Source organism: Streptomyces sp. NBC_00454 (genome assembly GCF_041434015.1).
Lineage (GTDB): Bacteria > Actinomycetota > Actinomycetes > Streptomycetales > Streptomycetaceae > Streptomyces.
Genome location: NZ_CP107907.1, coordinates 3,064,301 through 3,089,346, shown reverse-complemented (window position 1 = coordinate 3,089,346; position 25,046 = coordinate 3,064,301). Strand labels below are relative to the sequence as shown.

The window sequence follows — 25,046 nt, the reverse complement described above, 5'->3', positions numbered from 1 at the left end:
GGTGCCCGGGTCTCCCGACCCGGGCACCAGATGCGACATCCCTGCTCACGCACGGCGAGCGGACGCGTGCGTTCAGCTCTTGCGGTGGCCCACCAGACGGGGCTTCGCCTCCAGGTTCTCCAGGCCGTGCCAGGCCAGGTTCACCAGGTGCGCCGCCACCTCCGCCTTCTTCGGGCGGCGCGTCTCCAGCCACCACTGACCGGTCAGCGCCACCATCCCCACCAGCGCCTGCGCGTACAGCGGGGCCAGCTTCGGGTCGAAGCCGCGGGCCTTGAACTCCAGGCCCAGGATGTCCTCGACCTGCGTGGCGATATCGCTGATCAGCGAGGCGAAGGTGCCCGTCGACTGGGCGACCGGGGAGTCCCGGACCAGGATCCGGAAGCCGTCCGTGTAGTTCTCGATGTAGTCCAGCAGCGCGAACGCCGCCTGTTCCAGGAGCTCCCGGGGATGCCCGGCCGTCAGCGCGCCCGTCACCCCGTCCAGCAGCTGGCGCATCTCCCGGTCCACGACGACCGCGTAGAGGCCCTCCTTGCCGCCGAAGTGCTCGTAGACCACCGGCTTGGACACCCCGGCCTTGGCCGCGATCTCCTCCACCGACGTGCCCTCGAAGCCCTTCTCGGCGAACAGGATGCGGCCGATGTCCAGCAGTTGCTGGCGCCGCTCCGCGCCCGTCATCCGGACCCGGCGGGACCGCCTGGGCTTGTCGCTGCTGGAACTGCTGCCGTCGATCGCCACGCCCCCCATCATGCCGCGTTCGACGTCTCTTCCTTGCGCCGGGCGTCGATGCGCTCCTCGGACGGCCAGCGCACGTCGGACGCCCATCCCAGCTGTTCGAACCAACGGATCAGCCGCGCACTGGAGTCGACCTGTCCGCGCAGCACACCGTGCCGGGCCGAGGTCGGATCCGCGTGGTGCAGGTTGTGCCAGGACTCGCCGCAGGACAGCACGGCCAGCCACCAGACGTTCCCGGAACGGTCACGGGACTTGAACGGGCGCTTGCCCACGGCGTGACAGATCGAGTTGATCGACCACGTGACGTGGTGCAGGAGCGCGACCCGCACCAGGGAGCCCCAGAAGAACGCCGTGAACGCGCCCCACCACGACATGGTCACCAGACCGCCCACGACCGGCGGGATCGCCAGCGAGAAGATCGTCCACCAGACGAAGTCGCGCGAGATGCGGCGGATCGCCGGGTCCTTGATCAGGTCCGGGGCGTACTTCTGCTGGTTGGTCTGCTCCTCGTCGAAGAGCCACCCGATGTGCGCCCACCACAGGCCCTTCATCAGGGCCGGCACCGTCTCGCCGAACCGCCACGGCGAATGGGGGTCGCCCTCGTGGTCGGAGTACTTGTGGTGCTTGCGGTGATCGGCCACCCAGCGCACCAGCGGCCCCTCCACCGCCATCGAGCCCATGACCGCCAGCACGATCCGCAGCGGCCGCTTCGCCTTGAAGGAACCGTGCGTGAAGTAGCGGTGGAAGCCGATGGTGATGCCGTGGCAGGCCAGGAAGTACATGAAGACCATCAGGCCCACGTCCAGCCAGCTCACCCCCCAGCCCCACGCCAGCGGAATCGCGCCCAGCAGGGCGACGAAGGGAACGGTGATGAACAGCAGCAGCGCCAGCTGCTCGACGGACCTCTTGTTCTCACCGCCGAGGGTCGCGGAGGGCGCGGACGCGTCGGAGGACGCCGAGGCGTCCTCGATCACGTCGGGACTGATGGTCATGGGGGTCCCCTGAGGGTGAGGAGTCGGCAGGCGCGCCGCCCGGCCACGATCCCTACGGACCCGTAACCTACGGCAACGTAAGTATGGCAAAGGTCCCGCACGCGGCAAGAGGAGCGCGCCCGCCGCCGTGTCCTGGGACCCGCCCGCCACAGGCCCATCGGCCCCTCTCGCCCCACCGTCACCGCGGTGCCGTCCCGCCTGGTGACACATTTACCAAGGCACGAGGACGGGCCACCTATCCTGGTCTCGTCGGACAGCGCGGTCCGCACGGGCAGCCCGAGCTGCGCATCAGGAGCGGCGAAGCCGCGCGCAGTCCCGGAGCCCACCTCCCAGTAGCGCTCGAAACACTGCAAGGAGCCGCACCTGTGAGCAGTGCCGACCAGGCCCCCTCCACCGAGGCCCTCTCGAACACCGCCGTCGCAGCCGCCAACGCCGAGCTGCGCGCCGACATCCGCCGGCTCGGCGACCTCCTCGGCGAGACGCTCGTACGCCAGGAGGGCCAAGACCTCCTCGACCTGGTCGAACGCGTCCGGGCCCTCACCCGCACCGACGGCATCGCCGCTGCCGCGCTGCTCGGCGACACCGACCTGGAGACCGCCGCCAAGCTGGTGCGCGCCTTCTCCACCTACTTCCACCTCGCCAACGTCACCGAGCAGGTGCACCGCGGCAAGGAGCTGCGCGCCCACCGCGCCGCCGAAGGCGGGCTGCTGGCCCGCACGGCCGACATGCTCAAGGACGCCGACCCCGAGCACCTGCGCCAGACGGTCAAGAACCTCAACGTCCGCCCGGTCTTCACCGCGCACCCCACCGAGGCCGCCCGCCGCAGCGTCCTGAACAAGCTGCGCCGCATCGCCGCGCTGCTCGAGGAGCCCGTCGCGGGCGCCGGCGAGCGCCGCCGCCACGACCTGCGCCTTGCCGAGAACATCGACCTCGTCTGGCAGACCGACGAGCTGCGCGTGGTCCGCCCCGAGCCCGCCGACGAGGCCCGCAACGCCATCTACTACCTCGACGAGCTGCACGCCGGCGCCGTGGGCGACGTACTCGAGGACCTGGCCGCCGAGCTCCAGCGCGTCGGCATCGAGATCCCCGCCGGCACCCGCCCGCTCACCTTCGGCACCTGGATCGGCGGCGACCGCGACGGCAACCCCAACGTCACCCCCGAGGTGACCCGGGACGTGCTGATCCTCCAGCACGAGCACGGCATCACCGACGCACTGGAACTCATCGACTTCCTGCGCGGACTGCTGTCGAACTCCATCCGCTACACCGGCGCCACCGAGGAACTCCTCACCTCCCTCCAGGCCGACCTGGAGCGCCTCCCCGAGATCAGCCCGCGCTACAAGCGGCTGAACGCCGAGGAGCCGTACCGCCTCAAGGCCACCTGCATCCGCCAGAAGCTCGTCAACACCCGCGAGCGCCTCGCCAAGGGCACCGCCCACGAGGAAGGCCGCGACTACCTCGGCACCGCCGAGCTGCTCACCGACCTCACCCTCATCCAGACCTCCCTGCGCGAACACCGCGGCGCGCTCTTCGCCGACGGCCGCATGGACCGCACCATCCGCACGCTGGCCGCCTTCGGGCTCCAGCTCGCCACCATGGACGTGCGCGAGCACGCGGACGCCCACCACCACGCGCTGGGCCAGCTCTTCGACCGGCTCGGCGAGGAATCCTGGCGCTACGCCGACATGCCCCGCGACTACCGCGGCAAGCTGCTGGCCAAGGAGCTCCGCTCGCGCCGTCCGCTGGCGCCCACCCCGGCCCCGCTCGACGCCGCCGGACAGAAGACCCTCGGCGTCTTCGGCGCCATCAAGGACGCCTTCGAGAAGTTCGGCCCCGAGGTCATCGAGTCCTACATCATCTCGATGTGCCAGGGCGCCGACGACGTCTTCGCCGCGGCCGTCCTGGCCCGCGAGGCCGGCCTCATCGACCTGCACGGCGGCTGGGCCAAGATCGGCATCGTCCCGCTCCTGGAGACCACCGACGAGCTCAAGGCCGCCGACGTCATCCTCGACGAGATGCTCGCCGACCCCTCCTACCGGCGCCTGGTCTCCCTGCGCGGCGACGTCCAGGAGGTCATGCTCGGCTACTCCGACTCCTCCAAGTTCGGCGGCATCACCACCTCCCAGTGGGAGATCCACCGCGCCCAGCGCCGGCTGCGCGACGTCGCCCACCGCTACGGCGTCCGCCTGCGCCTCTTCCACGGCCGCGGCGGCACCGTCGGCCGCGGCGGCGGCCCCTCGCACGACGCGATCCTCGCGCAGCCCTGGGGCACACTCGAGGGCGAGATCAAGGTCACCGAGCAGGGCGAGGTCATCTCCGACAAGTACCTCGTGCCCTCGCTGGCCCGCGAGAACCTGGAGCTGACCGTCGCGGCCACCCTCCAGGCCTCCGCCCTGCACACCTCGCCCCGGCAGTCCGACGAGGACCTGGCCCGCTGGGACGAGGCCATGGACACCGTCTCGGACGCGGCGCACAACGCCTACCGCGAGCTCGTCGAGGACCCGGACCTGCCGGCGTACTTCTTCGCCGCCACCCCCGTCGACCAGCTCGCCGACCTGCACCTGGGCTCGCGGCCGTCCCGCCGCCCCGACTCCGGCGCGGGTCTCGACGGCCTGCGCGCCATCCCGTGGGTGTTCGGCTGGACCCAGTCCCGCCAGATCGTCCCCGGCTGGTACGGGGTCGGCTCGGGCCTCAAGGCTCTGCGCGAGGCCGGCCAGGGCGATGCGCTGGCCGAGATGGGCGAGCGCTGGCACTTCTTCCGCAACTTCCTCTCCAACGTCGAGATGACGCTGGCCAAGACGGACCTGCGGATCGCCCGCCACTACGTCGACACCCTCGTGCCCGAGGAGCTCAAGCACGTCTTCGCCCGCATCGAGGCCGAGCACGAGCTCACCGTCCGCGAGGTCCTGCGGATCACCGGGGGCGAGAAGCTCCTGGACTCCAACCCGGTCCTCCAGCAGACCTTCTCGGTCCGCGACGCCTACCTGGACCCGATCTCCTACCTCCAGGTCTCCCTGCTGGCCCGCCAGCGGGCGGCCGCCGAGCGCGGCGAGGAAGCGGACCCGATCCTGTCGCGGGCCCTGCTCCTGACCGTCAACGGCGTCGCGGCGGGCCTGCGCAACACCGGCTGAGATTTCGTACGGCATGACAGGGGGCCCGCACACCATCCGGTGTGCGGGCCCCCTGTCATGTTGGCGGTTTCAGCTGTTGTACGTGGACTGCGCGCGCTCCAGCCCCTCCTGGATCAGGCACTCCACGGCGTCCGCCGACCGGTCGACGAACCAGTCCAGCTCCTTGCGTTCCGTGGAGGAGAAGTCCTTCAGCACGAAGTCCGCGACCTGCATGCGGCCCGGCGGGCGGCCGATGCCGCAGCGGACCCGGTGGTAGTCCGGGCCCATGGACTTCGTCATCGACTTCAGGCCGTTGTGGCCGTTGTCCCCGCCGCCCAGCTTCAGGCGCAGCGTCGGGTAGTCGATGTCCAGCTCGTCGTGGACCGCGACGATCCGGTCGAGCGGAACCTTGTAGAAGTCCCGCAGCGCCGTCACCGGGCCGCCGGACAGGTTCATGAACGACATGGGCTTGGCCAGCACCACCCGCCGGTTCAGAGGTCCCGGCGGGCCCATCCGGCCCTCCACCACCTGTGCGCGGGCCTTGTGCGCCTTGAACTTCCCGCGCATCCGCTCCGCCAGCAGGTCGGCCACCATGAAACCGATGTTGTGGCGGTTGCCCGCGTACTCCGCACCCGGGTTCCCGAGCCCCACGATCAGCCAGGGCGCCGCGTCGTCCGACATCAAAAGCTCCTTATACGAAGACGACCGCCGTCCCGCTCCAGTGGAGCCGGACGGCGGTCGTTCAGCAAGTGCTGAGGGGGAGAGGCGTGACTCAGGCCTCGGAGCCCTCGGCGGCCGGCTCCTCGCCCTGCGGGGCGACGACCTGGAGGACGGCGATGTCGCCCTCGACGGCCAGCGTGGTGCCGGCCGGCAGGACCAGGTCCGCGGCGGTGATGGTGGCGCCGGCCTCGAGGCCCGCGATGGAGACGGTGACCTCGGTCGGGATGTTGGTGGCCTCGGCCTCGACGGAGATCGTGTTCTGGAGGGTCTCCAGCATGTTGTTGCCCGCGGCCAGGTCGCCCTCGGTGACGATCGCGACGTCGACGGTGACCTTCTCGCCCTTCTTGACGATCAGGAAGTCGACGTGGGAGATCGAGCGCTTCAGCGGGTGCTTCTGCACGGCCTTCGGGATGACCAGCTCGGTGCCGCCGCCCGCGATGTCCAGGGAGATCAGGACGTTGGCGGTGCGGAGCGCCAGCTGCAGGCCGTGGGCCTCGACGTTGACGTGCTTCGGCTCGGTGCCGTGGCCGTAGATGACCGCGGGAACCAGGGCGTCACGACGGGCCTGGCGGGCAGAGCCCTTGCCGAAGGTGTCGCGGACCTGGGCGGAAAGCTTGATCTCGGACATGCTCACTCCTCGTGGGGTGACGGAAATGGACAACGGTCACCCGGCCGGAACACGGCCTGCTACGAAGAGCGCGTCGATAACGGAGCACCGGAACCCGTTCGAAAACAGGTACGGCCTCCCTCGCCGAGCAACTCAAGGAGTGTACCCGGCGGGGAGGCCGTACCCAAAAAGGATCTAGCGCGGAGCGGCGGAGCCTACTGCTGCTCTTCGAACAGGCTGGTGACCGAGCCGTCCTCGAAGACCTCGCGCACCGCGCGAGCGATCATCGGGGCGATGGACAGCACCGTGATCTTGTCGAGCTCCAGGTCGGACGGGTCCGGCAGGGTGTTCGTGAACACGAACTCGCTGACCTTGGAGTTCTTCAGGCGGTCGGCGGCCGGGCCCGACAGGATGCCGTGCGTGGCCGTCACGATGACGTCCTCCGCGCCGTGCGCGAAGAGCGCGTCGGCCGCGGCGCAGATGGTGCCACCCGTGTCGATCATGTCGTCGACCAGGACGCAGACGCGGCCCTTGACCTCACCGACGACCTCGTGGACGGTCACCTGGTTGGCGACGTCCTTGTCGCGGCGCTTGTGGACGATCGCCAGCGGCGCGTCCAGGCGGTCGCACCAGCGGTCGGCCACGCGCACGCGGCCGGCGTCCGGGGAGACGATCGTCAGCTTGGCGCGGTCGACCTTGGCACCGACGTAGTCCGCGAGGACCGACAGGGCCGAAAGGTGGTCGACCGGGCCGTCGAAGAAGCCCTGGATCTGGTCCGTGTGCAGGTCGACCGTCAGGATGCGGTCGGCGCCCGCGGTCTTGAGCAGGTCGGCGACCAGACGGGCCGAGATCGGCTCGCGGCCCTTGTGCTTCTTGTCCTGGCGGGCGTACCCGTAGGACGGGACGATCACGGTGATGGAGCGTGCCGACGCGCGCTTGAGCGCGTCGATCATGATCAGCTGCTCCATGATCCACTTGTTGATCGGAGCCGTGTGGCTCTGGATCAGGAAGCAGTCCGCGCCGCGAGCGGACTCCTGGAAGCGGACGTAGATCTCGCCGTTCGCGAAGTCGAAAGCCTTGGTCGGCACGAGGCCGACACCGAGCTGGTGCGCGACCTCCTCGGCCAGCTCGGGGTGGGCGCGGCCGGAGAAGAGCATCAACTTCTTCTCGCCGGTCGTCTTGATCCCGGTCACAGCACAGTCTCCTCAGACGTGGGAAAGCTGCTCGCCCCCGTGCGCGTCCGTCCCGCACACGGTGAGCCAGCCGAATTGCGTGCACCTATCACGGTACGCCGTCTCGGGCGTAGCCGTTTCCGGTCAGTTCACCTCAGCGTTCGTCGGAGTCCTCGTGGACCGCCGACTGAGCCGCTGTCGCGGCGGCACTTCCCGGACGCTTGCGGGCCACCCAGCCCTCGATATTCCGCTGCTGGCCACGGGCCACGGCCAGCGCACCGGGCGGCACATCCTTGGTGATCACGGACCCGGCGGCCGTGTAGGCGCCGTCCCCGATCGTGACGGGAGCCACAAACATGTTGTCCGAACCCGTCTTGCAGTGTGAGCCGACGGTCGTGTGGTGCTTGTGTTCACCGTCGTAGTTCACGAACACGCTGGCCGCGCCGATGTTCGTGTACTCGCCGATCGTCGCGTCGCCGACGTACGAGAGGTGCGGGACCTTGGTGCCCTCGCCGATCGTGGCGTTCTTCATCTCCACGTACGTGCCGGCCTTGGCCTTCGCGCCCAGGTTCGTGCCCGGACGCAGGTACGCGAACGGGCCCACGGTCGCCGACTCGCCGACGACGGCGGTGTCCGCCACCGTGTTGTCCACACGGGCCCGCGGGCCGACGTGGGTGTCCGTCAGGCGGCTGTTCGGGCCGACCTCGGCCTCTTCGGCGATGTGGGTGGTGCCCAGGAGCTGGGTGCCCGGGTGGACGACGGCGTCGCGGCCGAAGGTGACGGTCACGTCGACGAGCGTGCTCGCCGGGTCGACGATCGTCACGCCGGCGAGCATCGCGCGCTCCAGCAGGCGGGCGTTGAGCAGCGCGCGCGCCTCGGCGAGCTGGACCCGGTTGTTGATCCCGAGGATCTGCCGGTGGTCCGCGCCCACGGCGGCGCCGACGCGGTGGCCGGCTTCGCGCAGGATGCCGAGCACGTCGGTGAGGTACTCCTCGCCCTGGCTGTTGTCGGTGCGGACCTTGCCGAGGGCGTCCGCGAGGAGGGCGCCGTCGAAGGCGAAGACCCCGGAGTTGATCTCGCGGATCGCCCGCTGGGCGTCGGTGGCGTCCTTGTGCTCGACGATGGCGGTGACCGCCCCGTCGGCGCCGCGGATGATGCGGCCGTAGCCGGTGGAGTCCGGCACCTCGGCGGTCAGCACGGTGACGGCGTTGCCGTCGGCCTCGTGCGTGGCCGTCAGTGCGGCCAGGGTCTCGCCGGTCAGCAGCGGGGTGTCGCCGCAGACGACGACCACGGTGCCGGCGGGCTCGCCGCCCAGCTCCTCGAGGGCCATCCGGACGGCGTGCCCGGTGCCGTTCTGCTCGTACTGGACCGCGGTGCGGACATCGGCGTCGATGGCGGCGAGGTGCGCGGTGACCTGCTCGCGGGCGTGGCCGACGACCACGACGAGATGGGTGGGGTCCAGCTCGCGGGAGGCGGCGACTACGTGACCGACGAGCGAGCGCCCGCTGATCTCGTGCAGAACCTTGGGTGTGGCCGACTTCATGCGGGTGCCTTCACCCGCTGCGAGTACGACGACGGCTGCCGGGCGGTTGGCGCTCACGGGTGTGCCCTTCGGCTTCGGGTGGTGGACCCGTGAAGGATACCGGTGGGTCAGGACCCGGAAACGAGGCCGGGTCCCGACTGGAGCAGTCGGGACCCGGACCGGCGCAGCTCCCCCGTCAGGACTCGAACCCGAACTTAAGGCACCAAAAGCCTCAGTGCTGCCAATTACACCACAGGGGAATGCATTTCAACCAAATAGGACATTAAGTCCTCGTGGTTGGTTTTGACGGCTCCCACTATGCCGCACAGGGCGCCTTCAGTGCGACGGTACAAATCGGAGCCCCCGAGGACACGTACCGAGAGGCAACCCCGGTACGTGTCGGCCACGTTCCTCCGGTCGGAATTTCGGTCGGCGGCGGGGCGGGGGCCCTGCGTACGCTGGACCGCATGACCAGTACGGGGGATGTAGTGGAAGGCCGCGCTGGGCCGCCTTTGTGGTGGGCGCGGCGGCGGGATGCCGTGGGGGACGTGGTGCTCGGCGGGGTGTCCGCCGTCGAGTGCGCCTGGGAAGGCGTCGGATTCGCCCACGAGGCGGGGATCCCGGCCTTCGCCGGATTGCTGTTCGGGCTCGCGGTCGGGGCCACGCTCGTGCTGCGGCGGCGCCGGCCGATCGCCGTGGTGCTGGTCGGGATCGCCGTCTCGCCCGCGGCCATGGGGTTCCTGCTCGGCGTGGTCGGGCTGTACACGCTCGCCACCTCCGAGGTGCCCCGGCGGATCACCGCGACCCTGACGTCGATGTCACTGGCCGCGACCTTCGTGGTGATGTACATGCGGACCCGCGGGGACCAGGGGGCCAGTCACACCCTCGTCATCGTGCTGTCCGTGTTCGTGGCGGTGGCGCTGACCGTGCCGCCGGTGCTGCTCGGTCTGTACACGGCGGCCCGCAGACGGCTGATGGAGAGCCTGCACGAACGCGCGGACTCGCTGGAGCGCGAGCTGTCGCTGCTCGCGGACCGGGCGGAGGAGCGGGCCGAGTGGGCCCGTACGGAGGAGCGGACGCGGATCGCCCGCGAGATGCACGACGTGGTCGCGCACCGGGTGTCGCTGATGGTGGTGCACGCGGCGGCGCTGCAGGCGATCGCGCTCAAGGACCCGGCGAAGGCCGTGAAGAACGCCGCGCTGGTCGGGGACATGGGCCGCCAGGCGCTCACCGAGCTGCGCGAGATGCTCGGGGTGCTGCGCGCGGAGGCGCCGAAGCCGGTGGCCGTGACCGTGCCCGTGGCCCTGGTGGGGAGCTTCGACGACGGGCCGACGCTGGCGGAGCTGGAGGCGCTGGTCGGTCAGTCGCGGGCGGCCGGGATGACCGTGGAGCTGGACGTACGGGGCGCATGCGCGGCCGCGTACGCGGCGGAGGTGGAGCAGACGGCCTACCGGGTGGTCCAGGAGGCGCTGACCAACTGCCACAAGCACGCTCCGGGCGCGCGGGTCGTCGTACGCCTCGCGCACCGGGAGGGCGAGGTGGCCATGCAGGTGGAGAACGGCCCGTGCGACGGCAAGGCCGCCGAACCGGGACTGCCGAGCGGCGGCAACGGTCTGGTCGGGATGCGGGAGCGGGTGCTCGGGCTGGGCGGGGTCTTCGTGTCCGGGCCGACGGACGAGGGCGGCTTCAAGGTCTCGGCGGTCCTGCCGAGCGACAGGGGGTAGCGGGATGGTCTGGGATCCGGTGGCGGAGCTGACGGATGAGGAGCGGGAGGCCTTCGGGCGGTGGGGCGACTCCCATCCGCACTGGGAGCAGCGGATCGGGCTGAACGTGCCCGGGCCCTTCTACACGCGGGAGAACGACAACTGCTGGACCGGGCGGATCGAGGCGCCGGACAGCGTCCTGTACGGGGGCGAGTACTTCACCGAGTACGTGTTCCGCCAGCCCCGGACTCCGGCCGAGGTGCGGGCGCTGGCTCGGGCAGCCGATGCCGAGGTGACCGGCGGCTACGCCTGCGACGGGGACATGCGGTGGATGCCGGGGCTGGTGCGGGAGTGGTGGGCCGGACGGGGACGCGTCGAGGAGGACCTGGTGGCGTCGCTGGCCGAGTTCGAGTTGCACTCCGACGGGCAGAACCGGGACGCCGCCGCCGGGGTCCGGGACTTCCGGGCCTACCTCGCCGGCGGCCTCGCCGCAGACCTGCGGGCGTACCTCTTCCGGCTGGAGGAGGGCCGGTATCCGGAAGCCGGGGAGCGGCTTCCGGAGCTGCGGGGTTAGGCCGTCGTCAGGCGGGTCGGCTGGAGGCCGGTCAGGAGGAGGGTGAGGGCCTCGTCGAGGCCGGCTCCGAGGTACCAGTCGCCGGTGTGGTCCACGCAGTAGACCCGGCCCTCGCGGTCGAGGGCGAGGTGGGACGTTCCGTCGGCCTCGACGCCCAGCGGGCAGAGCTGGGTGGACAGGGCGCGGCCGAGGTCCGCGAAGGTGCGGGCCATGTGGAGGCCCGTGAGGGGGTCCAGCCGTATCGCGGTGGGGGCGATCTGGCGGCCGGGGCCCGGGGCGGTGACGGTGAGGTTCCCGAACTCCGCCCAGGCTTCGACGGCCGCCGGGAAGACGGTGTGGCGGTGCCCGGCGGGGGTGGTGTGGTCGCGCAGGGCGTCGGCCCAGTACTCGGCCTGCTTGATGTCCCAGCGGCCCGGCTCCCAGCCGGCGGAGCGCAGGGCGGAGTCCACGGCGACCGGGAAGCGGGCGGCCGAGGAGCGGTCGTAGGAAGCGGAGGTGGCGGTCATGGTGGCTACTCGGGGTGGGTGAGGTCGACGGGGCGTACGCCGAAGTGGGCGAGGAGGGCCTCGCAGGAGCGGCAGGGAGGTGCGTAGCTGCCGTGGAGCGGGTCGCCGTCCTCGCGGATGCGGCGGGCGGTGATCTTGGAGTGCTTGAGGGAGCGGCGGGCCTCGCTCGGGGTGAGCGGCTTGCGCGAGGCGCGCTTGCTGCGGGCGCCCTCGACGGCGGCCAGGTGGCGGGAGAGCAGGATCGCCTCCGGACACCGGCCGGTGAAGCGTTCGCGCTGGCCGCTGGTGAGGGTGTCGAGGAAGTCCTGGACGAGGGCGTGCAGTACGGGGGGCAGGTCGGCCTTGCCGGCGGTGCCGGTGAGGGTTTCGCCGCGGACGGAGAGGGCGGCGGCCACGGTGGGCAGGATGCCGTCGCGGCGGAAGCGGAGTGCGGGCACGACGGGACGGCCGTCACCGCTGCCCCAGCGCAGGCGGGGGTCGCCGGGTCCCTGCGCGGCCGCGGCGCCGGTGCCGTGGCCGGTGGTGGCTCCGGCGGGGTGGCCGGCGGGGTGGCCCTGTGCCGGTATGGACAGGGGATCGACGGTCCCTGTGGGGCCAACGGTTCCCGGGTGTCCGGGGGTTCCCATGGGTCCCGATTCGGCGTCGGCCGGTTCTGTGCGAGTTGCCGTGTTCTGCATGGTTGCGCTTTCCCTCCCGTGGCCGCGGTGGTGGCCGCTGTCGCGCACGCCCCCGTGCCGTGGGGACAGCCTGTCAAATGTCCCCTGACATGTGGAAGCGGGGTCGAATATTCGTATCAATTCGGATCTTCCCGGCCCTCGCGCCGGTGCCCCGCTCGCGGGCGGTTGATGCCCTTGCCGGAGCACATAGGCTGTGGTGAACCAGCCAGATCCAGCAGGGGGCTACCGCCATGACGACAGGTCGGCTCGGGCATCAGGCCGCGCCACCCAACGCCGCTTACTCGGGGCAGGTCGTGCATTTCCCGGACCCCGTCCGGGCCGCTCGCCATCCCCACGGAGTTCGCGTCGACGCGAACGGGCATCCCGACTTCGCGCCCTACGCGCGCGCGGCGGTGGAGATCGCCGATCCGCCGGAGGGCTTCGGCGTGGACGAGCTGCGCTTGACGGACTGCGTGTCCGCGAACGCCGCGATGCGGGCGACCGGCCACGAACTGTGGGACACGGTCGGCCCGGTGTCGACCCCGCACGGCTGGACCTGGCACCACGTGTCCGGCACCCGCCGGATGGAGCTGGTCCCGGTGGAGGTCAAGGCACTGCTGCGGCACCACGCGGGCCTGGCCACGGCCCCGGTGGACCACGAGAAGCGCGGCACGCGGGCGCTGCAGGAGGTCCGCCCGGTGCACCTGGGGCTGCCCAAGACGGTGGTCTCGGTGTCCGAGCAGCAGGTGCAGGGGGTCGAGGAGGACCTCGGCTACCGGCTTCCGGAGGCCTACCGCTCCTTCCTGAAGGCGGCCGGCGGCTGCGCGCCCGTGGGTACGGGGCTGGACGTGGAGCTCGGCCTGCTGGTGGACCAGCCGTTCTTCACGGTGCGCGAGGAGGCGGCGGTCAACGACCTCGTCTACGTCAACAAGTGTCTGCGGGACCACCTCACGAAGGACTACCTCAGCGTGGCCTTCGTGCAGGGCGGGCTCGTCGCGGTGAAGGTGCGGGGCGAGTCGATCGGTTCGGTGTGGTTCTCCCCGTACGACGATGCGCGCGACCAGGACGGCTGGTCGGTCCAGGAGCGCGTGGAGCGTTTGCTGCTGCCGTGCGGTACGGATTTCGACGCCTTTCTGGAGCGGCTCGCGGGCAATCCGCCGGAGCTGGAAACGGTGGCCGGTCTGATGGTGGACGGCGGATTCGCACGCTCGGTTCCCGTGGCCGGGTCGGTTCCGGCGGCGGGTTCCGCGCCGGAGGAGGGGTGACGGCGCGATGGTGACGTTTGCGCAGGCGCAGGAGCGCGCCGAGGAGTGGATCAACGGGGACGTTCCCTCGTACCAGCACCGCGAGGTGCGCGTACGGGAGTTCGGGCTCGGATTCGTCGTGTGGGCGGAGGACCGCCCGGCCGGTCCCGTGTCCGGTGGCGGCCGGCAGCGGCTGGTCATCGCGCGGGACAGCGGGGAGGTGACCCTCTGGCCGGGACTGCCGGTGGGTGAGGTGATCCGCCGCTACGAGGAGGAGTACGGGGCTTCGGCCGCGCCGGCCGAGGCCTCGGTTCCGGTGCCCCGGATCGACTCGGAGCAGACCTCGTTCATGCTGAGCCCGCCGGAGTGGCTGCAGGAGGCGGCGGACCGGGCGGGCATCCCGCCGGCGGCTCCCGCCGCTCCGGCAGCGCCGGTCGCTCCGGCGGCTCCGGTCGGTTCCGGGGCCGCCGCGGAGCCGGTGCCGTTGCGGCGCGGGGGCGAGGTCCCCTACGAGCCGACGGCCAACGACGGGGTGCCGTCCGGGGCCACGCCGTGGGCCGGGACCGATGTGAAGGCCGACGACTCGGTGTCCGTACCGCTGCCGGCGACGGTGTTCGCGCCGCCGCTGTCCGGGTCGGACCTGGAGGACGCTCCGCCGTCCTCCGGGGTGGGCCCGGAGGCCAGGACCACGCTGATGCCCCGGGGCAGCGAGCTGCCGAAGACGGCCGTGGCCACGCCCGCGCTGGACCTGAGCGCGGGTCGGCCGGCCGCCGCGGGGCCGGGACAGGGACCGGTTCCGCCGTCGGCTCCCGCTCAGGCTCCGGCTCCCGCCCAGGCACAGGGTCCGGCGCAGCCGCAGCCGCCCGCTCCCGGTGCGCCCTCCGGTGACATCGCCGACGCGCCGACGAGCAAGGCCCGGATCAACCGGCCCGCCGCCGCGCCCGTGACGCCGCCGGGTCCGCCCGGTGCGCCGGGCGGCGGTTCCGAGCAGCCTTCGTACGCCGCCACCATGCTCGCGAGCCCGGGCGGGCCCCAGCAGCCGACGCCTCCGGGTCCGCCCGGGGCGCCCGGTGGCGGGCTGGACCATGCCGCCACGATGCTGGCCGGTCCGGCCGTGACCGGTCAGCCGATCGCGCCTCCCGGGCCGCCCGGTGCTCCCGGTGCTCCCGGTGCGCCGGGTGCGTCCGGCGGGGGCGGAGCCTCGTACGCCGCCACCATGCTGGCGGCCCCCGGTGGCCCGCAGCAGCCCGGTCCGCCCGGTCCTCCCGGGGTGCCCGGCGCGGGCCAGCAGCCCGCGCCCCCCGGCCCGCCCGGTGCTCCGGGTGCGCCCGGTGGCGGGCTGGACCATGCCGCGACGATGCTGGCCGGCCCGGCCGTGACCGGTCAGCCGCCCGCGGCTCCCGGCCCGCCGGGGGTTCCCGGTGCTCCCGGTGCTCCCGGTGCTCCCGGTGGCGGAGCGCACCAGGCCGCGACGATGCTCGCGGGTCCCGGCGTACCCCAGCCGCCCGGCCCGCCCGGCCCCGCGCCGCAGGCCCCCGTACCGCAGGCGTCCGCCCCGGCTCCCGGGGTGCCCACGGTCGGTCCCGGCTACCAGGCCGTCCTGCGCTACCGCGCGCCCGACGGCTCCGAGCAGCAGCTCATCCGCCGCTCCGCGCCCGGTACCCCGCATCCGGAGTGGCAGATCCTGTACGAGCTGCGCGCGCTGAACGTGCCTCCGCAGCAGGTGCTGGAGCTGCACACCGAGCTGGCCTCGTGCGAGCTGCCCGGCGGCTACTGCGCCCGCATGATCCGGGAGACCTGGCCGCAGGTCCGGATCACGAGCGTGGCCCCGTACGGGACCGACCACGCGGGCCGTCAGCAGGGCATGCGGCACCTGCTGACCCACCAGGGCGAACTGCACCAGGTGGCGGACGGTCCGGCGCGTCCGGCGCCGGTCCGCGCGCCGCTGCCGCAGGTGCCGTTGCAGCCGGCGATCCCGCTGGACGCGATCGCGCAGGAGCTGGCGGGGGCGTTCGGGCCGCAGGGCGTGTTCCGCTTCGAGCAGCGCGCGGTGTCCCGGCAGGGTGTGCCGGAGATCGTGGCGCAGACGCTGATGTGGTCCGGACTGCCGGTCGATTTCGGGCCGTTCTTCTGGGCGCAGGCCGTCCCGGGTGCCCCGCTGCCGACGCTGGCCGAAATGGCGGCGCAGCGGCAGGTGCAGCCGGCTTCGGACGCGGGCTCCTACCTCGTGGTCGGCAGCGACTTCGGCAAGGCGCTGTGCGTGCAGTACGGGACCGCCCACATCGTCGCGGTGCCGGTCGAGGCCGGTCCGGGCGGGGCCCCGGTGCCTCCGCAGTTCGTCAACTCCTCGCTGCCGCAGTTCGTACGGTCGCTGGCGATGCTGGGTCACATGTGGCGGCTGCGCCAGCACCTGACGCCGGAGCAGGCGGGCCGCTGGACCGTCGACTTCCAGGCGAATCTGGCCGGGCTCGACAGCGCGGCGCTGGCTTCTCCGGAGAACTGGTGGTCGGTCCTGCTGGAGCAGATGTGGGACGGACTTCTCTGATCGCCGCCCGCCGCGGCTGATCGCGCGCTGATCGCTCCCTGATCCGGATGGCCGGGTTGGGACCCTCGAACAGGGTCCCGGCCCGGCCATTCGGGCTTCTGCCATCAAATGACGCATCCTTGACAGGAATCCCCGCGAGAGAGGCGCTTCCAGGATGAGTGCACCCTTTACGACCGTGCGCGGCCGCGGCTACCGCATGGAAGAGGTGGACCGGTACCTCGCGCGGCTGTCGGGGAGCCGGGACGAGGCCTGGGAGCGGGTGGCCCGGCTGACGGTGCTGTCCAGGCAGATGGAGGCGGAGGCGGAGCGGCTGGGCGCGGAGGTGTCCGCGCTGGCCCCGCAGACGTACGACGAGCTCAGCGAGCGCGCCCGCCGGATCCTGCTGCTGGCCGAGGAGGAGGCCGAGACGCTGCGGCTGGACTCGCGCGCGGACGCGCTGGCGGCGGCGGGAGCCGCCGAGGCGCACGCCGACCGGGTGGCGGAGCTGGCGCGCACGGACGCGGAGGCGGTGCGCGAGCAGACCGAGGTCCGGGCCCGGCAGGGGCTGCTGCGGGCGGGGCGCGAGGCGGACGACGCGCGGTCGGAGGCGCGGGACGACGCGGCGGCGTGGCGGGCGGACGCGCAGGCGGCGCTGGCCGAGATGCGCCGCCGGTCGGACGCGCTGCTCGCGGAGCGCGAGCAGGAGCACGTGGAGCGGTGGGACGCGGCGGAACGGGAACTGGCGGCGCGGGAGGCGGAGCTGGAGGCCCGGCACGGGGAGCTGGAGCGCTACGCGGAGGCTCGGCTGGCGGAGGCGAAGCGCGGGTTCGCGGAGGCCGAGGAGGCCGCGCGGCACGGGCAGGAGGACGCGGAGGCCAGGGGCCGGGAGCTGATCGCGGAGGCCCGGGTGCGGGAGGAGCGGGTCGGCCGGGAGACGGACCGGATCCTGCGCGAGCACGCGGAGTCCCAGGAGGAGATGCGGGCCCACATGAACCACGTCCGCTCCAGCCTCGCTGCCCTGACGGGCCGGGCTCCCGCCGAGGGCTGAGGGTCGAGTCACCCTCCGACCGGTTCCGCGCGGCTACGGGGCCGGCTTGTGGCGGGCGTAGTAGCGGGCCACCCGGGCGCGGTTTCCGCAGATCGACGCCACGCACCAGCGGCGTCGCGGATGCGCCGGGAGGAACAGGAGCAGGCAGTGTTCGCCCTCGCACTGGCGGACCTCCCCGATCCGCCCTCCGAGCAGCAGCTCCGCGACCGCCTCCGCCAGCTCCGCCGCGAGCCTGCGGGCGGTGGGCACCCCGGGTGCGCGGACGGTGGCGGCCGTCAGCCCGGCCGTAGGGGTCCAGGCGAGCTCCCGGTGGGAGGGGGCGGCGGCCAGCGCGGAGTTCAGGGTGCGCATCGCCCCGGCCGGGGGCTCGGCGCCGCCGCGGGCCGCGGTCAGGGCCGCGCGCGCTGCCTCCCGTACGGCATGGACGGCGGCGACCTCCGCCGTGCCCACCGGCCCCGGTTCCGTCAGCCGGCCCCGCTGGGTCTCCAGCCAGTCCGCGAGGCCGGCCGGGTCCGCGACGAGGTCCCCGATCGCGGTGTCGGTGTTGAGGAGGTCCAGGGCGAGGGGTTCGCCGGTGAGGGGGAAAGTCGCAGTCATGGTTCCACTCTAGCCCTGACTAATGGGTGAGGCAGGCCTTGACCCGTTAGTGATCTCCGGTGACACTAATGGAAACAACGCCCCTGGAGGAATGTGATGACCGCCGTGCCCGCCATCCGTCACCGCAGCGTCGACGTCGCCGGAGTCCAGGTCGCCTACCGCGAGAGCGGCCCGGCCGACGGCCCCGTCCTGCTTCTCCTGCACGGCTTCCCGACCTCCTCGCACCAGTTCGCCCGGCTGATGGACGCCCTCGGCTCCACCCCGTACCGGCTGATCGCCCCGGACTACCCAGGCTTCGGCCGCACCCAGGCACCGGACGGGTTCACGTACACCTTCGACCGGCTCGCGGACATCGTCGAGGGCTTCACCGACGCCCTGGCCCTGGAGAGCTACGCCCTCTACGTCTTCGACTTCGGCGCCCCCGTCGGCCTGCGCCTCGCCGAGCGCCGGCCGGACCGGGTGACCGGCCTGATCGTGCAGAACGGCAACGCGTACGAGGAGGGCCTCTCCGACATGGCCCGGGAGTTCTCCGGGCTGCGCCGGGACGTGCCGGGCAACGAGGAGCAGGTGCGCGGGCTGTTCGGCGAGGAGGGCACCCGGTTCCAGTACGAGGCGGGCGTCGCCGACACCTCCCTGATCTCCCCGGACAGCTGGACGCTCGACGTCCACTACCTGGGCCTGCCCGGCCGCGCCGACGCCCAGGCCGACCTCGCCTTCGACTACCACTCGAACTTCGCCCACTACCCGGCCTGGCAGGCCTGGCTCCGGTCGGCGGGCGTCGCGGTCCTCGTGGTCTGGGGCGAGGGCGACCCCTTCTTCCTGCCCGCGGGGGCGAAGGCGTACCAGCAGGACGTGCCGGACGCCGAGGTGCACGTCTTCGAGGGCGCCGGGCACTTCGCGCTGGAGACGCACCTCGCGGAGATCGCCCCGCTGATCGAGGAGTTCCTGGCGAAGCTGGGCTGAGCCCCGCGCGCCGCGGCGGGCCGCGGCCTCAGCCGGCGGCGCCCGCCTCGTGCCGGAAGGGGTCGCTGCGCAGCCCCCTGGCGCTGCTCACCACCACGGTGAAGGCGGCCGGCGGCGGGGTGGGCAGGGGAGCCGTCAGGGTGGCGCCCGCCGCGTCGACGGAGGTGCCGGCGGCCGGGAGCGGTACGGAGTCCAGCTCCACGCGCGGATCGCTCCCGAAGCCGCCGCCCCCGACGAGCAGTTGCCCGTCGGCGACCGTGACCTGGGTGATGACCGGATTGGCCCGGGTCGCCATCTTGTTCACCAGGTAGGCCCCGGCCGGGGCTCCCGTCAGCGCCCACATCTGCTCCGGGAGCTTCGGCAGCCCGCCGCCGACGTCCGTCACGAAGAACGCCACCACGTAGAGCATCGTGACCGCGCTCAGGGCGACGTACTGCAGGTCGACCAGGTCGGTGCGCCCGCCGTCGTTCGAGATCAGGTCGTGCAGCGGGCGCCGCTCGGCGCCCTTCGGCGCGGGTTTGGCCATGCTGCCGTTTTCCACGCGCGTGCCGACCACCGCCTTCGCCCCGATCATGGCGGCGTACGGGCCTCCGAGCAGCGGGAGGTAGACGCTCGTCAGCGAGGACAGGGGGCCCTCGGGGCCCTGGAACCAGCCGACTCCGCCGCCCGCGGTGAGCCCGTAGGCGAGGATCGCGAGGAGCAGCCAGACCAGGATCACCGTCCAGGCCAGGGCCAGGGTGGTCGAGGTGGAGAGGCGGCCGTCGCGCCCGGTGACGAAGCCCGGGTGCCGGACGAGCCGCAGGGTGACGGGGCCGACGACGGCGGCGAGTAACGCGAGTGCGAAGAGTGCGGAAAGCATGGTGTCCCCCCGGGGAGTGTGTCTCCTCAGAGGGTTACCCGTTCGGTCGGGTCATGACAAGTAATCCCTGCGCCGCTCCTGCTCCCGCGGTTCCCCTGCTCCCGAAGCGCCGTTCCTACTCCCGCAGTTCGGGCAGGACCGGGAACCGGCGCGGCGCCACCAGCAGCAGCACCACCGCCGAGGCGACCGCCGCCAGCGAGGCGCCGAGGAAGATGTGGTCCCCGGCGGCGTCCACCGCGCGCCGCAGGTAGTCGGAGGCTTCCGCGGGGATCAGCCCCGGCTGGGCCAGGGCCTTGGACACGTCGTCCAGGTGCGAGGGGAGTCCGGCCACCGGGGCGTCCGTCAGGCGGCCGGTGATGGTGGCGTTGGCGACGGCCCCGAGCAGGGCCGCTCCGATGCTCTGGCCGACGTTGCGGCAGAACAGCACCGAGGCCGTGGTGGTTCCGCGCTCCGCCCAGCCCACCGTGGACTGGACCCCGACGATCAGCGGGAGCTGGAAGAGCCCGAGGGCCCCGCCCAGCAGGAACATGATCAGCGCGGGCTGCCAGGGGGCGGCGGGGTAGGGGAGCAGGGTGAAGGAGAAGAGGATCGCGGCCGCCAGCGAGACCCCGATGGCGGCGGTGTTGCGGAAGCCGATCCGCCGGTAGACGTGCTGGGCGAAGGCGGCGCTGATGGGCCAGCTCAGGGTCATCGCGGAGGTGACCAGACCGGCGCCGGTGGGGCCGAGGCCGAGCACGCTCTGCGCGTACGTCGGCATGAACACCATCGGGGCCACCATCAGCAGGCCGAGCGCGGCCATGGCGAGGTTGACGGCGGCGATGGTGCGCCGCCGCCACACCCAGCCGGGCAGGATCGGTTCCGCGGCCCGCCGTTCGATCCGCACGACCAGCGCGCCGAGCGCCGCGCTCGCACCCAGCAGCCCCAGAGAGGGCGCGGACAGCCAGGGCCAGGCGACTCCGCCCTGGACGAGGGCGAAGAGCAGCAGCCCGCCGCAGGCGAAGACGGCGAGGGCGCCGGCCCAGTCGACGGGGCCCCGGCGGCCCGGGGCGCGGTGGGGCTCGGCCAGGTGGCGGCTGATGATCCACAGGGCGGCGGCCGCGGGCGGGAGGTTGAGCAGGAAGATCCAACGCCAGTCGGTGTACGAGGCGATGAGCCCGCCGAGCGCGGGGCCTGCCAGTGCGGAGGTGGCCCACACCACGGACATCCGGGCCTGGATACGCGGGCGTTCCTTGAGCGGGTAGAGGTCGGCGGCCAGGGTCTGGACGGTCCCCTGCAGGGCGCCGCCGCCGAGGCCCTGGAGGATCCGGAAGGAGATGAGGGCGGCCATGTTCCAGGCGCCCGCACACAGCAGCGAGCCGAGGAGGAAGAGGCTGATGCCGAAGAGCAGGACGGGCTTGCGGCCGTAGGTGTCGGAGAACTTGCCGTAGACGGGCAGGGTGACGGTTCCGGCCAGGATGTAGCCGGAGAAGATCCAGGAGAAGACGGCGAAGCCGCCGAGGTCGCCGACGATCTGTGGGACGGCGGTGGAGACGATGGCCCCGTCGAGGGCGACGAGCCCCATCGTCAGCATGAGCGCGGCGACGACGGCGGTACGGGGCCTCGCGGGCGCCCCGGCCTCGGGTGCGTCGGGCGTGGGCGCGCCGGGCGCGGATGCACCGGCCGCGGAGGCCCCGGCCTTGGCCCGGGCTCCGGGTATGCCGCCGGGCGGGCTGTCGCCGACGTCGCCGTCGGTACTCGCGCCCGTGCTCTCCCCTGAGGCCATGACCTGTCCTTCCCCCGTGCGACGCCACCCCGGACTACCTGCGCAGATACCTTCTCACCGCCCCGCGGCCGGGCGGTAACCCCCAGGGCGCGTCCTCCGGAAGGCCGAGAACCCCTAGGGGTTGCTCCTCACAAGGGGCCAGGGACGCTTCGTCCCGGCGGAGGAGGCACTCCGGCGCACGCGGTCTTTAACTGGTTTCTACGGGGACGGGGAGTCCGGGGGGTAGGGCTAGCACCCCTATCAATACGGCGCTTGGCACCAGCGCGCCAGAGCCCCCCGCCCCGACAGACTTCAAAAGCAACGGTTCGCATCGATCGAGGGGGACACACCGTGACAACGGCTATGACCGAAACCAGGCACGGGGGCACTGGAGGGCATGGAGCCGTCGCGGCGCGGGCACGGCAGGTCGTCAAGGCCTACGGCTCCGGCGAGACCCGGGTCACCGCCCTCGATTCTGTGGACGTGGACATCCAGGCCGGCCAGTTCACCGCGATCATGGGCCCCTCGGGGTCCGGCAAGTCCACGCTGATGCACTGCCTCGCCGGCCTGGACACGGTGACCAGCGGTCAGATCTTCCTGGACGAGACCGAGATCACCGGCCTCAAGGACAAGAAGCTCACCCAGCTGCGCCGCGACCGGATCGGCTTCATCTTCCAGGCCTTCAACCTGCTGCCCACGCTCAACGCCCTGGAGAACATCACGCTCCCCATGGACATCGCGGGCCGCAAGCCCGATGCGGAGTGGCTCAACCGGGTCGTGGAGACGGTGGGTCTGGCGGGGCGCCTCAAGCACCGGCCGACCGAGCTGTCCGGCGGTCAGCAGCAGCGCGTGGCGGTCGCCCGCGCCCTCGCCGCCCGCCCGCAGATCATCTTCGGCGACGAGCCGACCGGAAACCTGGACTCCCGGGCCGGCGCCGAGGTGCTCGGCTTCCTGCGCCGCTCGGTCGACGAGCTGGGCCAGACCATCGTGATGGTCACCCACGACCCGGTCGCCGCCTCCTACGCGGACCGCGTCATCTTCCTCGCCGACGGCCGGATCGTGGACGAGCTGCACGCGCCCACCGCCGACCAGGTCCTCGACCGCATGAAGGACTTCGACGCGCGCGGGCGGACCTCATGACCGTCATGAAGACCGCGCGGCGCAACTTCTTCGCGCACAAGGGGCGGATGGCGCTCTCCGCCGTCGCCGTCATGCTCTCCGTCGCCTTCGTCTGCGGCACCCTGGTGTTCACCGACACCATGAACACCACCTTCGACAAGCTCTTCGCGGTCACCGGTTCCGATGTCACGGTGACCCCGAAGAAGGTCGAGACCAGCGGGGACACCGCCGACAGCGGACTGCCCCGGACACTGGCCGCCTCGGTCGTCGACCAGGTGAAGAAGGCCGAAGGCGTGAAGTCCGTCGAGGGCGGCGTCACGTCGATGGCCGTCACCGTCGTCAACTCCAAGAACGAGAACCTCGGTTCCACCACCGGCGCCCCGACCTTCGCGGGCAACTGGACCGAGAACGAACTGAAGTCGATGAAGATCATCGAAGGTCAGGCCCCGCGCGGCCCCACCGACGTGATGATCGACGGCGACACCGCGAAGAAGCACCACCTGGGGCTTGGTGACGACATCCGGACCATCGCCGTCACCGGCGACATCCGTTCCAAGATCAGCGGCATAGCCGCCTTCACCGTGACCAACCCGGGTGCGACCGTCGTCTACTTCGACACCGCCACCGCCCAGCAGAAGCTGCTCGGTTCCCCCGACGCCTTCTCGCTCGTCAACGTCACCGCCAAGGACGGGGTCAGCGACGAGCAGCTCAAGCAGAACGTCGCCTCGGCCGTCGGGGCGGACACGTACACGCTGCAGACCGCCAAGGAAGCCGCGGACTCCAACCGCAAGGACATGTCCTTCCTCGACATCATGAAGTGGGTGATGCTCGGCTTCGCCGGGATCGCCTTCCTCGTCGGCATCTTCCTGATCTTCAACACCTTCTCGATGCTGGTCGCCCAGCGCACCCGCGAGATCGGCCTGATGCGCGCCATCGGCGCCAACAGCGGCCAGGTTCTCAAGTCCGTGGTCGTCGAAGCCTTCCTGCTCGGGGTCGTCGGTTCGGCCCTCGGGGTCGGGGCGGGCATCGGCCTGGCCGTCGGACTGATGAAGCTCATGGGCAAGATGGGCATGAACCTCTCCACCGACGATCTGACGATCGCCTGGACCACTCCGGTCGCCGGCATGGTCCTGGGTGTCATCGTCACGGTGGTCTCCGCCTACATACCGGCCCGCCGGGCCGGCAAGGTCTCCCCGATGGCCGCCCTGCGCGAGGTCGGAACCCCCGGGGACAAGAAGGCCGGCCGGATCCGGGCCGCCATCGGCCTGGTCCTCACCGGCATCGGTGCCGCGGGCCTCTTCCTCGCCGCGACCGCCGACAAGGCGGGAACCGGAGCCCTGTGGCTGGCCCTGGGCGTCCTGTTCACCCTCATCGGCTTCATCGTGATCGGCCCGCTCCTCGCGGGTGTCGTGGTCCGGGCCCTGTCGGCCCCGGTGCTGCGGCCCTTCGGGTCCATAGGCCGGCTCGCCGAGCGCAACGCCCTGCGCAACCCGCGCCGTACCGGCGCCACCGCCGCCGCGCTGATGATCGGCCTCGCGCTGGTCGCCTGCCTGTCGGTGGTCGGGTCCTCGATGGTGGCCTCCGCCACCGAGGAGCTCGACAAGTCGGTCGGCGCGGACTACATCGTCCAGTCGCCGGCCCAGCAGCCGGTCGTACCGCAGGCCGAGGCGGCCATCCGCAAGACCCAGGGGCTGGACCACGTCACCGCCTACCGGGAGGTGAACGTCAAGATCACGGCCCCCGACGGCACCACCGCACAGGACGGACTCGGCGTCCAGGAGTCCACGTACGCCAAGGACATCCGGCGCAAGATGATCGCCGGCGAGCACGCGGCGGCGTACGGGCCGGGCGCGATGTCGGTGGGCTCGGAGTACGCCACCCAGCACCACGTCAAGCTCGGTGACGAGCTGACGGTCGCCTTCACCGGCGGCAAGACCGCCAAGCTCAAGGTCGCGGCCATCACCAGCGACGAGGGCGGCATCGACAAGGGGATGAAGTACACCAGCCTCGCCGTAGCCGAGGCGAACCTCCCGGCCGACAAGCTGCCGATGCCGTTCATGCTGCTGGCCAGCGCGAAGGACGGACAGCAGGACGCCGCGTACAAGGCGGTCAAGGCGGCGCTGGCCGAGTACCCCCAGTACACGGCGCAGAACCAGACCGACTACAAGCAGGCGCTGAAGGACCAGGTCGGCCAGTTGCTGAACGTGGTCTACGCACTCCTCGCCCTCGCGATCATCGTCGCGATCCTGGGAGTCGTGAACACCCTGGCCCTCTCGGTGGTCGAGCGGACCCGCGAGATCGGCCTGATGCGCGCCATCGGCCTCTCCCGCCGCCAGCTGCGCCGCATGATCCGCCTGGAGTCGGTGGTCATCGCCCTCTTCGGAGCCCTCCTCGGCCTGGGCCTCGGCATGGGCTGGGGCGCCACCGCCCACCAGCTCCTCGCGCTCCAGGGCATGAAGGTCCTGGAGATCCCCTGGCCGACGATCCTCGGAGTCTTCGCGGGCTCCGCCCTGGTCGGCCTGCTCGCCGCGCTCTTCCCGGCCTTCCGGGCGGGCCGGATGAACGTCCTGAACGCGATCGCCAGCGAATAGCAGTGAGTAGCTAGGCGGTCGTACGGGGGAAACGCACCGGCCCCGGTCCACCCATTCGGGCGGACC

20 protein-coding genes and 1 tRNA gene are annotated in these 25,046 nt (G+C 71.9%); 9 read left to right on the top strand and 12 right to left on the bottom strand.

Translation table 11 applies throughout. The features are described from left to right. Positions 1–72: 72 nt before the first annotated feature. Together OHU74_RS14205 and OHU74_RS14200 are read right to left on the bottom strand one after the other, a co-directional pair. Positions 73–747 (bottom strand): TetR family transcriptional regulator, encoded by a 675-nt coding sequence (locus OHU74_RS14205; RefSeq protein WP_371616233.1) that lies wholly within the window; start codon positions 745–747, stop codon positions 73–75. Next, entirely contained in the window at positions 744–1,724 is a 981-nt protein-coding gene (locus OHU74_RS14200; RefSeq protein WP_371616232.1) for an acyl-CoA desaturase, read from the bottom strand. Before OHU74_RS14200 ends, OHU74_RS14205 begins: the two co-directional genes overlap by 4 nt. A 365-nt stretch (positions 1,725–2,089) precedes the next feature. Here OHU74_RS14200 and ppc point away from each other — a divergent pair, with 365 nt between their 5' ends. Next, the gene (gene ppc, locus OHU74_RS14195; protein ID WP_371616231.1) at positions 2,090–4,855 is read left to right on the top strand and encodes a phosphoenolpyruvate carboxylase; all 2,766 of its coding nucleotides are present in this window, start codon (positions 2,090–2,092) and stop codon (positions 4,853–4,855) included. A 69-nt stretch (positions 4,856–4,924) separates the two neighbouring features. Here ppc and pth read toward each other — a convergent pair whose 3' ends face one another. The 5 genes from pth to OHU74_RS14170 all read right to left on the bottom strand — a co-directional run bounded on the left by pth (position 4,925) and on the right by OHU74_RS14170 (position 9,115). Then, positions 4,925–5,515, bottom strand: coding sequence for an aminoacyl-tRNA hydrolase (gene pth, locus OHU74_RS14190; protein WP_266908096.1), 591 nt, complete (start codon positions 5,513–5,515; stop codon positions 4,925–4,927). Between the two features lie 91 nt (positions 5,516–5,606). Beyond that, the gene (locus OHU74_RS14185; protein WP_371616230.1) at positions 5,607–6,182 is read right to left on the bottom strand and encodes a 50S ribosomal protein L25/general stress protein Ctc; all 576 of its coding nucleotides are present in this window, start codon (positions 6,180–6,182) and stop codon (positions 5,607–5,609) included. 194 nt (positions 6,183–6,376) lie between these two features. Further along, on the bottom strand, positions 6,377–7,354 hold the full coding sequence (locus OHU74_RS14180; RefSeq protein ID WP_215025702.1) for a ribose-phosphate diphosphokinase: 978 nt from the start codon (positions 7,352–7,354) through the stop codon (positions 6,377–6,379). 133 nt (positions 7,355–7,487) lie between these two features. Beyond that, positions 7,488–8,933 (bottom strand): bifunctional UDP-N-acetylglucosamine diphosphorylase/glucosamine-1-phosphate N-acetyltransferase GlmU, encoded by a 1,446-nt coding sequence (glmU, locus tag OHU74_RS14175; protein WP_371616229.1) that lies wholly within the window; start codon positions 8,931–8,933, stop codon positions 7,488–7,490. Positions 8,934–9,043: 110 nt separating this feature from the next. Further along, a tRNA-Gln gene (locus OHU74_RS14170) sits at positions 9,044–9,115 on the bottom strand. Between the two features lie 207 nt (positions 9,116–9,322). Here OHU74_RS14170 and OHU74_RS14165 point away from each other — a divergent pair. Both OHU74_RS14165 and OHU74_RS14160 read left to right on the top strand, forming a co-directional pair. Then, on the top strand, positions 9,323–10,579 hold the full coding sequence (locus OHU74_RS14165) for a sensor histidine kinase (RefSeq protein WP_371616228.1): 1,257 nt from the start codon (positions 9,323–9,325) through the stop codon (positions 10,577–10,579). A gap of 4 nt (positions 10,580–10,583) precedes the next feature. Further along, a complete protein-coding gene (locus OHU74_RS14160; protein WP_371616227.1) occupies positions 10,584–11,132 on the top strand; it encodes a hypothetical protein in 549 nt (182 codons plus the stop codon). Here OHU74_RS14160 and OHU74_RS14155 read toward each other — a convergent pair. Together OHU74_RS14155 and OHU74_RS14150 are read right to left on the bottom strand one after the other, a co-directional pair. After that, positions 11,129–11,638 (bottom strand): SUKH-3 domain-containing protein, encoded by a 510-nt coding sequence (locus OHU74_RS14155; RefSeq protein ID WP_371616226.1) that lies wholly within the window; start codon positions 11,636–11,638, stop codon positions 11,129–11,131. The two genes, OHU74_RS14160 and OHU74_RS14155, sit on opposite strands and share 4 nt — an antisense overlap. A 5-nt stretch (positions 11,639–11,643) precedes the next feature. Further along, positions 11,644–12,264 carry a YwqJ-related putative deaminase gene (locus OHU74_RS14150; RefSeq protein ID WP_371619678.1) on the bottom strand — a complete coding sequence of 207 codons (621 nt, stop codon included), beginning with the start codon at positions 12,262–12,264 and terminating at the stop codon, positions 11,644–11,646. A 281-nt stretch (positions 12,265–12,545) separates the two neighbouring features. On the opposite strand from OHU74_RS14150, the gene OHU74_RS14145 reads away from it, so the two are divergent. The 3 genes from OHU74_RS14145 (at position 12,546) to OHU74_RS14135 (ending at position 17,110) form a co-directional block, all read left to right on the top strand. Continuing rightward, a complete protein-coding gene (locus tag OHU74_RS14145) occupies positions 12,546–13,559 on the top strand; it encodes an SMI1/KNR4 family protein (protein ID WP_371616225.1) in 1,014 nt (337 codons plus the stop codon). A 7-nt stretch (positions 13,560–13,566) separates the two neighbouring features. Beyond that, positions 13,567–16,083: an SUKH-4 family immunity protein gene (locus OHU74_RS14140; protein WP_371616224.1), complete on the top strand. Its 2,517-nt coding sequence runs from the start codon at positions 13,567–13,569 to the stop codon at positions 16,081–16,083. A 154-nt stretch (positions 16,084–16,237) separates the two neighbouring features. Beyond that, on the top strand, positions 16,238–17,110 hold the full coding sequence (locus OHU74_RS14135) for a DivIVA domain-containing protein (protein ID WP_371616223.1): 873 nt from the start codon (positions 16,238–16,240) through the stop codon (positions 17,108–17,110). 33 nt (positions 17,111–17,143) lie between these two features. On the opposite strand, the gene OHU74_RS14130 is transcribed toward OHU74_RS14135, so the two are convergent. Continuing rightward, positions 17,144–17,707, bottom strand: coding sequence for an ABATE domain-containing protein (locus OHU74_RS14130; RefSeq protein ID WP_371616222.1), 564 nt, complete (start codon positions 17,705–17,707; stop codon positions 17,144–17,146). Positions 17,708–17,803: 96 nt separating this feature from the next. Between OHU74_RS14130 and OHU74_RS14125 the strand changes: the two genes are divergently transcribed. Next, positions 17,804–18,670, top strand: a complete 867-nt coding sequence (locus OHU74_RS14125; RefSeq protein WP_371616221.1) for an alpha/beta fold hydrolase — start codon at positions 17,804–17,806, stop codon at positions 18,668–18,670. 28 nt (positions 18,671–18,698) lie between these two features. Here the strand turns inward: OHU74_RS14125 and OHU74_RS14120 are convergent, their stop codons facing one another. Further along, complete coding sequence (locus OHU74_RS14120; RefSeq protein ID WP_371616220.1) at positions 18,699–19,529, bottom strand: hypothetical protein; 831 nt, start codon at positions 19,527–19,529, stop codon at positions 18,699–18,701. A gap of 115 nt (positions 19,530–19,644) precedes the next feature. Beyond that, positions 19,645–21,291 (bottom strand): MFS transporter, encoded by a 1,647-nt coding sequence (locus OHU74_RS14115; protein ID WP_371616219.1) that lies wholly within the window; start codon positions 21,289–21,291, stop codon positions 19,645–19,647. 342 nt (positions 21,292–21,633) lie between these two features. On the opposite strand from OHU74_RS14115, the gene OHU74_RS14110 reads away from it, so the two are divergent. Further along, positions 21,634–22,410, top strand: a complete 777-nt coding sequence (locus OHU74_RS14110; protein ID WP_371616218.1) for an ABC transporter ATP-binding protein — start codon at positions 21,634–21,636, stop codon at positions 22,408–22,410. Next, positions 22,407–24,980, top strand: a complete 2,574-nt coding sequence (locus OHU74_RS14105) for an ABC transporter permease (protein WP_371616217.1) — start codon at positions 22,407–22,409, stop codon at positions 24,978–24,980. Before OHU74_RS14110 ends, OHU74_RS14105 begins: the two co-directional genes overlap by 4 nt. The last annotated feature ends 66 nt before the right edge of the window (positions 24,981–25,046 follow it).